Consider the following 12,612-nt stretch of genomic DNA (forward strand, 5'->3'; position numbering starts at 1 on the left):
GAGGAGAAAGACAAAATGAATCTCAGGCAGATCGAAGCGTTTCTGGCGGTAGTCGACCTGGGCACGGTCACGCGCGCGGCCGAGTCCATGTACGTGACGCAGTCGGCCGTGAGCCGGCTGCTCGCCCGCCTTGAGCGGGAGGTCGGATTCCAGTTGTTCGACCGGCGCCAGGGCGTGATGGTGCCGACGGCCGAAGCCCGGGCGCTGCACGTCGAGGCCATGCGTTCGTTCATCGGATTGAAGGACATCCAGCTCGCAGCGCAGCGCATCGCGCAGATCGGCAGCGGCACCTTGAAGATCTGCGTCATGAACTCGCTGCAGCAGGGCGCCTTGCCCAAACTGGTCACGGCGTTCATGCGCGAGTATCCGGACATTACGGTGATGTTCGACGTGCAGCGGCATTACGACGTGGTGTATGCGGTATCGCGCGGCAGCGCCGAAATCGGTTTCGCGACGCTGCCGGTGGACCATCCGGACATCGAGTCGTTGCCGATCGCGCGCACCCCGGCGGTGTGCCTGCTGCCGGCCGGCCATCCGCTGGCGGCGCTGGACACGATAGGGCCGGCCGACTTGCAGGGGGTCGATTTCATCAATGTGCCGCGCAAGCGCTTCAACGATCGCATCACGCGGGTGCACGACCGGATCACGCGCATCCTGGACGCCCATGGGGTGCGGCCGCGGGTGCGCGTGGAGGCGGGCACCATGCTCGCCGCCATGGCGCTGGTGGAGGCCGGCGCCGGGGCTTTCGTAGTCGATGCCTTCACCCTGGGGGCGGTGCGCGACGCGAACGTCGTTATTCGGCCTTTCCATCCGGAGGTCATCGTCGAGGTTGGGGCGCTGTATTCGAGCTCTCAGCCGCTTTCCATCCTGGCATTCCGATTCCTGGACTACTGCCGGGCATTTCAACAAGAGACAGAGACAACATGAACGCTTCCCTGCCCGCAGCGGCATCCCAGACGACCGATACCCGTCCTCCTTCCGACCGCAAGGCAGTCGATGAGGTGGCCCGCATACTGAAGGCGGAAAACACCGAACTGCTGTTCTGCTTTCCGATCAATTCGCTCATCGACGCCGCCGCCGCGGCGGGCATACGCCCGGTCGTCGCGCGGACCGAGCGCGCCGTGGTCGGCATGGCTGACGGATACGCCCGGGCCAGCCTGGGCGAGCGGGTGGGGGTGTGCGCGGTGCAGTACGGGCCGGGATGCGAAAACGCCTTCGGCGCGATGGCTCAGGCCTATTCCGACTCATCGCCGGTGCTGATGCTGCCGGGCGGGGTGAACGAGGCGCGCACGGACGTGCGCCCCAATTTCGAAACGGTCAAGCACTACCAGAACATCACCAAGTGGGTGGCGCGCGTCAACCGTCCGGACCGCGTGGGCGAAATGCTGCGGCGCGCCTATACCGGCCTGCGCAACGGCCGGCGCGGCCCGGTGGCGCTGGAGTTGCCCATGGACGTGATGGAACAGCCCATCGGCGCGTCGGCGTCGCGGCATGCGCCGGTCCGGGCCGTACGCACGCTGTGCGACCCGAATCTGGTGCGCGAGGCCTGCCGCCAGCTGCTGGCCGCCGAACGGCCGGTGCTGCATGCGGGCGCCGGCGTGCTGCAATCGCAGGCCACGCCCGAACTCGTGGAACTGGCCGAACTGCTGTCGATTCCCACGATGACGACGCTGTCCGGCAAAAGCGGCTTTCCGGAGACTCATCCCCTGGCGCTGGGCAGCGGCGGCATGGCCTGGCCGGCGACGGTCACGCATGCGCTGCGCCACGCGGACCTGCTTTTTGGCATCGGCGCGAGCCTGACCAAATCGGTTTTCGCGGCGCCACTGCCGGCGGGAAGGCGGGCCATCCAGCTGGCGATCGACGAGTCCGACCTGAACAAAGACTATCCGCTGGACTGCGCCCTGCTCGGAGATGCCAGGCTCGTATTGCGCCAGATGATAGACATGCTCAAGACCGAGTTCGGCGTGCGGCCGGACACGGACCGGACGGCCAGGATAGGCGCCGAGCTCGAGGCCGTCCGGCAGGCATGGCTGCGGAACTGGCATGACAAGCTGACCTCGGACTCGACGCCGATCAATCCGTACCGCGTGGTGCACGACCTTCAGATCGCGTGGGCCGAGCGCGACGTCATCATCACCCACGACGCGGGCAGCCCGCGCGACCAGCTGAGTCCGTTCTACCGCAGCCGCCGGCCGGGAGAATACATGGGCTGGGGGCGCTCGACCCACCTGGGCTACAGCCTGCCGCTTGCGCTCGGGGCCAAGATGGCGCGGCCCGACGCGCTGGTGGCGCACCTGCTGGGCGACGCCGCCTTCGGCGAATGCGCCATGGACCTGGAAACGGCCGTGCGCAACCGGATCGGCACGGTGACGCTGCTCATGAACAACGGCTGCATGGGCGGTTATGACAAGCACATGCCGCTTTCGAGCGAGACGCACCGCACCCGCTACCTGTCAGGCGACTACGAAATGATCGCGCGGGGCCTGGGCGCCTGGACGGCGCGCATCGAAGACCCGGCCACTCTGATCGAAACGCTCAGGGAGGCGGCGAGAGTGGCCGACACGGGACGCCCGGCCGTTCTGGAAATCATGACGGCCGAGGAAAAGGCCTTGTCGCAGGAAGCCCCGTAGCGTCGCTTGCGCCGGTCATCTGTCCCGGATGGTATTTTCATTCCTGGGGTGCGTTGCCCCAGGAGAACAATCATGCCGGTATTTCAGATCAAGCGCCTGGACCACGTCGTTCTCAGGGTTCGGGACCTGGCGCGCAGTGTGGACTTCTATACGAAGGTGCTGGGCTGTTCCATCAAGAAGAGGAACGATAAATACGCCATGATCCATCTGGGCGCCGGCGGGTCCATGATCGATCTGGTCGACGCGCAAGGCCCCCTGGGCGCCGCCGGCGGCGCCGCCCCGGGGAAAGAAGGACGCAATGTCGACCACTTCTGCCTGCGGGTCGATCCGTTCGACGAAACCGCCATCCTGGCGCATCTGCACGCTTTCGGAATCGCCGCGGACAAGGCGGTGATGCGATACGGCGCGGAAGGAGACGGGCTTTCGATCTATTGCCTCGATCCCGACGGGAATCAAATCGAGCTGAAGGGCCCCGCGGTCCAGGCCCCGCGTATCGGATCAGGAGCAAGCACATGAGCACAAGCCTGCGTGCCATCCTGGCGGATATTACGAAGCTCCACGTGGAAGCCATCGTCAACGCCGCCAACACTTCATTGCTCGGCGGCGGCGGGGTCGATGGCGCGATACATCGCGCCGCGGGGCCGGATTTGCTGGAGGAGTGCAGAAAGCTCGGCGGTTGCAAGACCGGCGATGCGAAGGTCACCCAAGCCTATCGCCTTCCCGCGCGATGCATCATTCACACGGTCGGCCCGGTATGGCGAGGCGGAGATGGCGGGGAACCGGCATTGCTGGCCAGCTGCTATCGCCGCTGCATCGAACTGGCGCAGGCACGCGCCATCGCTTCGATCGCGTTTCCCTGCATCAGCACCGGCGTATACGGCTATCCCATCGAGCCGGCGTCGGAGATCGCCGTCCAGAGCGTCCGTGATAGCCTGGCACGGGATTCGTCCATACAGGAGGTCGTGTTCTGCTGCTTTTCGCAGGAAGACCTTCGTCACTATGAGCGTATATTGAGCGGGCCCTTGGCGTAGCGTCGCACGTGTTGCACGAACCGCAGGACCATCGCTCGACCCGGAACAGGAACAAGAAACGATGCCGCTTTTGCCAGTTCACGTCCGCCTTGGCCTTATTGGATTGCTGGTGCCCACCCTTGCTTTTGCGCAGCCTTTATCCGACGCGGAGCCGACCACCAAGTATGAGACTTTGTCCGACGCGGAGCTGGCCGCCGAGTATGAGGCTGTGATCGCGCGGGAGCGAGAAAGCCGTGACAGCGGCTTGGCCGCATCGGTGCAGGAAGGCATGGCCTTGCTGGTGATCCCGACCCTGAACCTGGATGCCGGCCCAAAGCGGGATTTCGACGATCGGACCACGCGCGAGAAATTCCTGCGCCAGCAAAGCATGTTGACGCGCTGGAACCACAGGACCGATCGCGGCGTGGCGATCACCGTTGGCCATGGCGAGCACAAGATTGACATCCGTGATATTGGGCCCGTGTTCCAGACCGCGCATGGCAGGCTCATCTACCAGGTCATGCCCGTCTGGCCGGGTGACTACCGGCTGGACCGGATCACTTACCACGTGCCCGACATGACGATACTGCGCTTGAAACAGCAGTCGAATACAACGGCGATACCGAGGCCGATCGGTATTTCGACGATGCGGCACCGCCATGATGACGTCTTCAAGAAGACGGGCCCGTGGCCTCAGCCCAGGAACGCAACCGACGATGGCCTGGGCGAAGGCTGCCAGGTGGTGTTGCGGCTGGGCGGAGGCTGCGATGAAGCCGCTCGCGAATTCCGCTGGCAGCTCGGTGCGAAACGCGCTGTCGCCGCTGGCGCGGCCGAGCGGGATTCGGTGGCGGGCGTGGATGTGGACCTGACGTTTGAGCCGATCGCCTCGATCAGATTGAGAGCAGGCGAGGTGGTGCTGACCGATGGCTTCATTCCGATAGACGGTCAAACGGTTCTGATCGAGGAAATGTGCGAGTCGGGAGGGGGGCAGGTCAGATGCCCGATGCAATCGATCACGGTCGAGCGACTGCGCGCCAGTCTGGATGATTTCCGCCAGGCGCCAAGCGCCGCAAGCTTCAAAATGCCCAAGCTGGACGGTGTGCTGGACAAGCTGACGTATCGCGCGCCGATGCTGCATGTGAACCCGGTGGACAGGGCGTCGCCGGACGTGCTGCAGGCGATACGGAAATAGCTGGCTGCAGGCAATGGTTCATCGGGCTTGGGGGTCAGGCAGGTTTACTGGAGCTTGCCGCAGATAGATTCGGGCAGGATCGGTCGGCGGGTCCCCGCGCCGTGGTCGAACGCCGTCCACTTGCGCTGGTAGTCCATGCGCTCGAAGTGGGCGACCAGGAAGTCGATAAAGGTCCGCACCTTGGCTGACATGTGCCGCCGGCTCTGGAACGCGATGTTGACGGCCAGCTGCGGCAGATCCCAATCGTCCAGCACCGAGACAAGCCGCCCCGCCACCAGGTCCTCGTAGAGGATGTACTTGGGTTGCACCAGGATGCCCATGCCGCTGAGCGCCGCGGCGCGCAGCACCTGGCCGTCGTTCGATTCAAGCAGGCCTTGCACGCGCAGGCTGCGCGTTTCCTCGCCCCGGCGAAAGTTGAGCTCGTTAGGGCTGTTGGCATAGGTGTAGAGCAGGAGCGGGCGGCTCGCCAGATCCTCGATAGTTCCGGGCGCGCCGTGGGCGTCGAGGTACCCGGGCGACGCCGCAAGAATGCGGCGCGTGGCCGCCAGACGCCGGATGGTGACGCTGGAATCGCGTTCGAACTCGCGGGTGCGGATCGCGACGTCGATGTTGTTGTCGATCAGGTCGTGGTACCGGTTGGACACTTCGACGACCACCCGCACGTTCGGATAGCGGGCGGTGTACTCCTTGAGCAGCGGCGCGATGTGCTGCACCGAAAACGATAGCGAGGCCGTGACGCGCAAAGTGCCCGTGGGGTTGAGCACCGTGGCGCTGGCCGCCGCCTCGGCGTCCTTGATGTCGGCCAGCACGCTCTTGCAGCTTTGGTAGAAGCGTTCGCCGGCCTCCGTCAGGCAGAGACCGCGCGTGCCGCGCCGCATCAGCCGGGCGCCGATTCTGGCCTCCAGCGACGCCAGGTGCCGGCTTGCCGCCGCGTTCGACATGTTCAACGATTCCGCGGCGCGCGACAGGCTGCCACGTTCGGAGGCCTGCACCAGCAGTTCCATTTCAGTCCAACGATCCATTAGCGTCTCCAAGTCGCCGCTCGTATGGCGGCGTTGCTGATGCGTGCCCTAGGGGAAACCCTGATTTTTCCGGTGAGCGGAAAACGCATTTACGGCAATTCGATTGCGTTAATTTGGTCAAGTGTACAAAATTGACGCCAGGACTCAACGGAGACGAGAGTGAGAAATCTCGACGAAGACAACATCACGCGGGCAGTCATCGGCATGCACGCCGACGCGGCCAACCCGCGGCTGCGCGAAATCATGACCGGCCTCGTGCAGCACCTGCATGCCTTCGCCCGCGACGTGGCGCTGACCGAAGACGAATGGTTCGAGGGTATCCGCTTTCTGACCGAAGTCGGCCATATCACCAACGGGACGCGTCAGGAGTTCATCCTGTTGTCGGACACGCTGGGCCTGTCCATGCTGGTGACCGCGCTGAACAACAAGAAGCCCAAGGGCTGCACCGAGGCGACCGTGTTCGGTCCTTTCCATGTCGAGGATTCCCCGCGCGTCGAGCTTGGCGGCGACGTGGCCAATGGCGCGCCTGGCGAGCCCTGTTACGTGCGCGGCACGGTCGTGGGCCTGGATGGCCGTCCGGTGCCGAACGCCGAGTTGCAAGTCTGGCAGGCCGACGAGGCCGGCTTTTACGACGTGCAGTACGGAGACGGCGCGCCGCAGCGCGCCCGCGCCACGTTGCAGGCGGACGAGCAGGGGGGATTTCACTTCAAGACCATCCGCGCCGAGGCCTATCCGATCCCGCACGACGGCCCGGTGGGCAGGTTGCTGGAGGCGCTGGGACGCCACCCGTGGCGGCCGGCGCACCTGCATTTCATGATCACCGCGCCCGGCTACGAACGGCTGATCACCCATGTGTTCCGCAATGGCGACCGTTACCTGGACTCGGATGCCGTCTTCGGCGTGCGGTCCTCGCTCATCGCGGACTGGATCGAACACCCGCCCGGCCCGGCGCCGGACGGTTCGCGTAGCGAAGTGCCGTTCTACACGCTGGATTTCCGCTTTGTGCTGAATCCGGCGCCGGCCGCGTGAACGCGCCGCCGCGGACATCCACCCAAACCAGGAGAGCTTCTTGATCTTCGCATTCCACTTGATCGACCGCCCCGGCTCCGCCGAACTGCGCCAGCGCGTGCGTCCCGAACACAAGACCTATCTGGCGGCGGTGGCCGACCGGATCGCGTTTGCCGGCCCCCTGACCAAAGACGATGGCCAGACCATGCTGGGCAGCCTGCTCGTGATCGACTTCGAGGACCGGGCCGCGGCCGAGCGCTGGATGGCCGAAGAACCGTTCACCAAGGCCGGTCTGTATGCGACGGCGTCGGTGCTGCCCTTCGTCAACCTGTGGCCGCAGAAGACGGGCTTTCCCCCGGCCTGAAAACCATGGCGAGCGCAGATATGGACTACGACTTCCTGATCGTCGGAGGCGGTTCGGCGGGGGCGGTCCTGGCCGCGCGCTTGTCGGAAAACCCCCGGCATCGAGTGCTGCTGGTCGAGGCCGGGCCCGATGTCGCGCCGGGGCGGGTTCCGGACGATATTCGAGACCCGTTTCCGACCGCCACGCTCAATCCGGATTACTTCTGGGCCGGCCTGAACGCGGCGAACACGCAGGACGGACCCGCCGCGCCCTACCCGCAGGCCCGCGTGCTGGGCGGCGGCTCCAGCATCAACGGCATGTTCGCGCTGCGCGGCGTGCCTTCGGACTACGCGCACTGGGCGCGGGCCGGCGCGGGTGATTTTTCCTGGGACGCGGTGCTGCCTTATTTCCGCCGTATTGAAAACGACCGCGACCGTCCGGGCCCGCAATGCGGCCCGCACGCCATCGAGCGTACTCCCATGACGAAGTGGCCGGCGTTCGCCCGCGCCATGGCGCAGGCCGCGCAAGGCGAGGGCTTGCCCTTCGTCTCCGACATCAATGCGCAGCCGGGCGACGGCTTCTTCGCCATGCCGAACGCCATCGATCGGGAGGAGCGGGTCGGTGTGGCCGGCTGCTATCTGTCCGAGGCGGTACGCGCCCGGCCCAACCTGAAGATCATGCCGGACACGCAGGTGGCCAGGTTGCGCCTGAGCCAGGGGCAGGTGACCGGCGTGGATGCGCGGCATGGCGGCCAGCCGTTGGAACTGACGGCGCGCAAGGTGATCGTGGCTGCGGGAGGCATCCATGCGCCGGCGATCCTGTTGCGCTCGGGGATTGGACCGGCGGCCGAGCTGGAGCGCCTGGGCGTGCCGGTGGCGCTGGATCGTCCGGGCGTCGGGCGCAATCTGCAGAACCACCCATACTTGTTCTTCGCGCTGAGCCTGCCCAGGGGCAAGCGCATGGCGGCGGACGTCAGGCGCTTCGCCGTCGCCGGGCTGCGCGCGTCGTCCGGCATGCCGGGCGTGGACGGCGGCGACCTTTTCAACTTCGTGATCGGGCGGGTCAGCGGCGCGGCGTTCGGGCCCGGTTTCGCGTTGGTGGGCAGCGCGCTGTACGGGCCGCGGTCGCGCGGATTCGTCCGGCTCAAGAGCGCCGATCCGCTTGCGCAGCCCGACGTGAACTTCCGTTTTCTGTCCGATCCGGCCGATCCTCCGCGCCTGGTGCAGGCCGCGCGCCGGGCCGAACGTTTGCTGCGCGCGCCCGAAGTCGCCGCGCACTACCACGAAGCATTCCTGCTGCCCGGGGCCCTGGCCGTGAAGCAGTTCAACCGTCCGGGGCTGGCCGGCCGCGCGTTGTCGCTGGCGGCGCAAGCGGCGGCCAGCGCGCCCGGGCCGTTGCGGCGCATGATCTTCAGCAGGGCATTCGGCAGCGGCGCGCCGGTGGCTTATGCCGGCGGCGGACGCCGGATCGCGGACGCCGAGATCCTGTCGTCCATCTCTCCGATGGGGCATCCCGTCGGCACTTGCGCCATGGGAAGGGAGACGGACCCGATGGCGGTCGTGGATTCGAACTTCCGCGTGCACGGGATTGGCAATCTTTACGTCGCCGATGCCTCGGTCATGCCCCGCATCCCCAGCGCCAACACCAACCTGCCCACGCTGATGCTGGCCGAAATGGCCGCCGAGCGCATCGGGCTGGAAGAGGCGGCCCATGCGCCGTCCGCGATTCATTCATAAGGACTTTCCAATGCTCGAATACTTCAAGGTTTACTCGTGGAATCTGGCGCTCTCCATGGCGCTCGATGCGGGCGCGAACATGGACGAGGTCGATCGCGCCTGCCGCGCATTGCGGCACGTCGATGACGATCAGCAGCACGCCAACGACTTCTTCCAGGCCTGGGCCGATGGCGGCGCGAAGCTGGCGCGCGCGGCGGCCGCAGACGAAGCGGCGGGCAACCTGCTGTCGGCGGGAGAAAAGTACCGTCGCGCCTGCGTCATGTACATCACGGGCGAACGCATCCCCGCCCATGACTACGCCCCGCGCCTGGCGGCCTACGACGAACTGCTGCGCACGTTCGCCAAGTACATCGAGTGCGCAGGCGTCACGTGCGAGAAAGTCAAGGTGCCCTACGGCGATTCCTTCCTTCCCGCCCTGATGGTCTCGGTGGGAAGCGACCGGTCGCCGGCGCCGTGCATCGTGCATTTCAACGGCCTGGACGGCGTAAAAGAGTACCTGTATCTGTGCGGCCTGCCCGCCATGCTGGCGCAGCGCGGCGTGTCCATCCTGCTGGTCGACAACCCCGGGGTGGGCGAGGCGCTGCGCAAGAACAGGCTGTACAACGCGCCGGAGGCCGAGCTGCCCGCCGGCGCCTGCGTCGACTTCCTGGAAACCCGGCCCGACGTGGACAAGCGCCGCATCGGCATGATGGCCTTGAGCCTGGGCGGCTACCACGCTCCGCGCGCCGCCGCGTTCGAGCCGCGCTTCGCATGCTGCGTGGCCTGGGGTGCGAATTACGACTGGGGCAAGCGCTTTCGTGCCCGTATCGAGGGCACGTACTCGGCGCAGAAGTCGGTGCCGCACTACTTCGAACACGTGAAGTGGGTGCTGGGACAGCAGCGCATCGAGGACTGCCTGGCTATCACCGACCGCTTCACATTGGAAGGCGTGCTGGACCGGGTCCGCGTGCCCGTCTACATCACCCACGGCGCCGACGACCGCCAGATTCCCGTGGCCGACGCCACCCGGACCTACGACGAGTGCGTGAACGCGCCCGAGCGCGAACTGCGCATTTTCTCGGCCGAAGAGGGCGGCGAACAGCATTGCAGCATCGGCAACATGAGCCTGGCGACGAACGCCATGGCCGACTGGATTGCCCGCGTCCTGAAATAAATCCGTGATCGATGAGAGGAGACCCACCATGTTGAAAATCATTTCCCGCATGTTCGCGCTGGCGGCGCTGGCCGCAGCGATACTGCCCGCAGCGGCGCACGCCGAGTCCAATCTCACCCGGATCATCGTGCCGGTGGGCGCGGGTAATCCATTCGATTCGTCGGCCCGCGCGCTGGCCGAAGGCATGGCCAAGGTCAGCGGCAAGAGCGTGATCGTCGAGAACAAGGCCGGCGCCGGCGGACGCATCGCCACCACCGAAGTGGCCCGCGCCGCGCCGGACGGCGCGACCCTGCTGTTCACCACGGCCGGCCATGCCACCAACGCGGGCCTGTACAAGAACCTGCCGTACGACCCGGTCAAGGACTTCACGCCCATCACCATCGTGAGCAAGTCGTCCGGCTTCGTCCTGCTGGTTCAGGCGGACTCGCCTTACAAGACCGTCCAGGACCTGATCGCCGCGGCCAAGGCGCGGCCCAACCAGATCAGCTACGGCTCGTTCGGCATAGGCAACACTACCCATGTGATCGGCGCGCTGTTCGCCCGCGCGGCCGATCTGAAGCTGTTGCATGTGCCGTACAAATCGCCCGTATCCGACTTCCTGGGCGGTCACGTGAACATGGTCTTCATGGGCGCGTCCACGGCGCTGCCCCTGATCAAGGATGGGCGCGCGCGCGCCCTGGCGATCTCGTCGGAAGCGCCGGACCCCAACTTCCCCGGGGTTCCCACCTTCCGCGAACTGGGCTACGAGGACGTGGACGTGCCGGCATGGTCCGGCGTGCTGGCCCCGCGCGGCATGCCGCCCGAGCAGGCGCAGGCCCTGTACAAGCAATTTTCCGAAGCGGCCAGACTGCCCGTGTTCCAGGACTACCTCAAGCTGAGCCAGGCCCAACTGGTGCTGATGACGCCGGAGCAGTTCGCCAAGGCCCTGGAAGCCGACGTCGCGCGCTTCCGCAAGGTGCTGCCCGAGCTGGGCATCGAAGCCGAGTGAGGGAGACGCGCGCCATGAGGATTCATCTGATCGGGGCCGGCAAAATGGGCCTGCCGATGGGCAAACATCTGGCGGCGGCGGGCCATGCCCTGAGCGTCGAGGACCTGGACGCCAGCCGACTGCAAGCGGCCGTCGCGCTGGGCATGACGGCGGCGCAGGGGGCGGCGGCGATGGCGGGGGCCGAGGTGCTGCTGTCATCGCTGCCGCATGACGGCGCCTTGTGGCAGGTGGCGCAGGACGTGGCGCGCCATGCCCGGCCGGGAGCCCTATACATCGACACCAGCACGGTCTCGCCCGAGATGTCCGCCCGCGTGGCCGGGCTGCTGCGCGAAAGCCAGATCGTCTATTTGCGCGCCGCCGTGTCCGGCAACAACGTCATGGCCGAGGCTGCGCAGTTGACGCTGCTGGTGTCGGGCCCGCGGGACGCCTACGAGCGCATGCTGCCGCTCTTCAAGCTGTTCGGCCCGGGCCAATACTGGCTGGGAGAGGCCGAAGAGGCGCGGCTCATGAAGCTGGTGGTCAACCTGATGATCGCGCAGACCAGCGCCATGCTGGCCGAGTCGCTCGCCCTGGGCGCCAAGGGCGGCCTGCGCTGGGAAGACATGTGGGAAGTGCTGACCCACAGCGCGGTGGCGTCTCCCATTCTCAAGGCGAAGTCCGCCCAATTGGTGACGCGGGACTACAGCCCCACCTTCACCGTGTCCCAGATGGCCAAGGACGTAAAGTTGATCCTGGCCGAGGCCGAGCGCCTGCAGGTGGCGCTGCCGCAGACCGCGATGACGTTGCAGTCCCTGCAGTCGGCGGCGGCGCATGGAGATGCGGACGCGGACTACGCGGCCGTCATCCGTTGCGCGCAACGGGCGGCCGGCCTGGCGTAGCCCGGCCTCAAGCGACCGTCGAGGCCGGTCAGGGCGAAGGTGGAACCAGCGCCTTGAACCCCGCGCTGAAGAAAGGCAGCATTCTCTTGAACGCGGCCTCTACGTCGCTGGCCTTGATCAGGCCGGCCGACAGGTTCTCCACGCGGCCCGGTTCCGCGACGATGGAGACCATGCCGCCCACCATGAGGCTGAACGCGTAGTAAAGGTCCTTCTGCGGCATGGTGGGGAAGGTGCGCTCCAGCTCGTCCAGGTACTGCCGCGCGACCGGGTCGTAGTGCTGGTCGATGACTTGGGCGAACTCCGGCGAGTTCGCGTGCCGTGCGATGAACAGCGAATAGTTCTTCCAGCCCTTGCCGCCCGCCGCGCTGCGCTCCACGAACGGCCACACATAGCCCGAGACGATGTCTTCCACGGGCACCGGCTTGCCCCGGGCCGCGGCTCGGGCCCGGGCCGCGTCCAGGGCCTGGATGCGTTCTTGCGCCATATAGGCCGCGCGCCGCTTGATGACTGTGCTGAACAGCACGTCCTTGGTGCCGAAGTGGTAGGTCACCAGCGCAATCCCGCAGCCCATGGCCACGGCCACATCGCGCATGGACGTCCCGTGGAAGCCATGGGCGGCAAACAGTGCTTCCGCTGCGTCCAGCATGCGCTC

General features: G+C 66.4%; 13 protein-coding genes. 11 read left to right on the plus strand and 2 right to left on the minus strand.

Annotated features, from left to right (window positions below; all coding sequences use genetic code 11):
- Positions 1–15 precede the first annotated feature (15 nt).
- The 5 genes from A6B37_RS24165 to A6B37_RS24185 all read left to right on the plus strand — a co-directional run bounded on the left by A6B37_RS24165 (position 16) and on the right by A6B37_RS24185 (position 4,832).
- Positions 16–927, plus strand: coding sequence for a LysR substrate-binding domain-containing protein (locus A6B37_RS24165; protein WP_111827125.1), 912 nt, complete (start codon positions 16–18; stop codon positions 925–927).
- The gene (locus tag A6B37_RS24170) at positions 924–2,630 is read left to right on the plus strand and encodes a thiamine pyrophosphate-requiring protein (RefSeq protein WP_111827126.1); all 1,707 of its coding nucleotides are present in this window, start codon (positions 924–926) and stop codon (positions 2,628–2,630) included. Before A6B37_RS24165 ends, A6B37_RS24170 begins: the two co-directional genes overlap by 4 nt.
- Before the next feature lie 72 nt (positions 2,631–2,702).
- Positions 2,703–3,146, plus strand: coding sequence for a VOC family protein (locus A6B37_RS24175; RefSeq protein WP_111827127.1), 444 nt, complete (start codon positions 2,703–2,705; stop codon positions 3,144–3,146).
- Positions 3,143–3,661, plus strand: a complete 519-nt coding sequence (locus A6B37_RS24180) for an O-acetyl-ADP-ribose deacetylase (RefSeq protein ID WP_102772739.1) — start codon at positions 3,143–3,145, stop codon at positions 3,659–3,661. The genes A6B37_RS24175 and A6B37_RS24180 overlap by 4 nt, the downstream gene beginning before the upstream one ends.
- Before the next feature lie 61 nt (positions 3,662–3,722).
- The gene (locus tag A6B37_RS24185) at positions 3,723–4,832 is read left to right on the plus strand and encodes a hypothetical protein (protein ID WP_111827128.1); all 1,110 of its coding nucleotides are present in this window, start codon (positions 3,723–3,725) and stop codon (positions 4,830–4,832) included.
- Positions 4,833–4,876: 44 nt separating this feature from the next.
- Here the strand turns inward: A6B37_RS24185 and A6B37_RS24190 are convergent, their stop codons facing one another.
- On the minus strand, positions 4,877–5,854 hold the full coding sequence (locus tag A6B37_RS24190) for a LysR family transcriptional regulator (protein ID WP_111827129.1): 978 nt from the start codon (positions 5,852–5,854) through the stop codon (positions 4,877–4,879).
- A 159-nt stretch (positions 5,855–6,013) separates the two neighbouring features.
- Here A6B37_RS24190 and A6B37_RS24195 point away from each other — a divergent pair, with 159 nt between their 5' ends.
- From A6B37_RS24195 to A6B37_RS24220, 6 genes are read left to right on the plus strand one after another with little or no spacing between them, the layout of a single operon-like run.
- The gene (locus A6B37_RS24195; RefSeq protein ID WP_102772737.1) at positions 6,014–6,883 is read left to right on the plus strand and encodes an intradiol ring-cleavage dioxygenase; all 870 of its coding nucleotides are present in this window, start codon (positions 6,014–6,016) and stop codon (positions 6,881–6,883) included.
- A gap of 40 nt (positions 6,884–6,923) precedes the next feature.
- Positions 6,924–7,226, plus strand: coding sequence for a YciI family protein (locus A6B37_RS24200; RefSeq protein ID WP_102772736.1), 303 nt, complete (start codon positions 6,924–6,926; stop codon positions 7,224–7,226).
- Between the two features lie 5 nt (positions 7,227–7,231).
- Positions 7,232–8,941, plus strand: a complete 1,710-nt coding sequence (locus A6B37_RS24205) for a GMC family oxidoreductase N-terminal domain-containing protein (protein WP_210405817.1) — start codon at positions 7,232–7,234, stop codon at positions 8,939–8,941.
- A 10-nt stretch (positions 8,942–8,951) separates the two neighbouring features.
- Complete coding sequence (locus tag A6B37_RS24210; protein WP_168202319.1) at positions 8,952–10,094, plus strand: alpha/beta hydrolase; 1,143 nt, start codon at positions 8,952–8,954, stop codon at positions 10,092–10,094.
- 28 nt (positions 10,095–10,122) lie between these two features.
- Positions 10,123–11,082 (plus strand): tripartite tricarboxylate transporter substrate binding protein, encoded by a 960-nt coding sequence (locus A6B37_RS24215; RefSeq protein ID WP_111827132.1) that lies wholly within the window; start codon positions 10,123–10,125, stop codon positions 11,080–11,082.
- Positions 11,083–11,096: 14 nt separating this feature from the next.
- Positions 11,097–11,960 carry an NAD(P)-dependent oxidoreductase gene (locus A6B37_RS24220; RefSeq protein ID WP_111827133.1) on the plus strand — a complete coding sequence of 288 codons (864 nt, stop codon included), beginning with the start codon at positions 11,097–11,099 and terminating at the stop codon, positions 11,958–11,960.
- A gap of 28 nt (positions 11,961–11,988) precedes the next feature.
- On the opposite strand, the gene A6B37_RS24225 is transcribed toward A6B37_RS24220, so the two are convergent.
- Positions 11,989–12,606: a TetR/AcrR family transcriptional regulator gene (locus tag A6B37_RS24225; protein WP_168202320.1), complete on the minus strand. Its 618-nt coding sequence runs from the start codon at positions 12,604–12,606 to the stop codon at positions 11,989–11,991.
- Positions 12,607–12,612: the final 6 nt, after the last annotated feature.

The organism is Achromobacter sp. HZ01 (assembly GCF_003267925.1).
In the GTDB taxonomy this organism is placed as follows: Bacteria; Pseudomonadota; Gammaproteobacteria; order Burkholderiales; family Burkholderiaceae_B; genus Achromobacter; species Achromobacter pulmonis_A.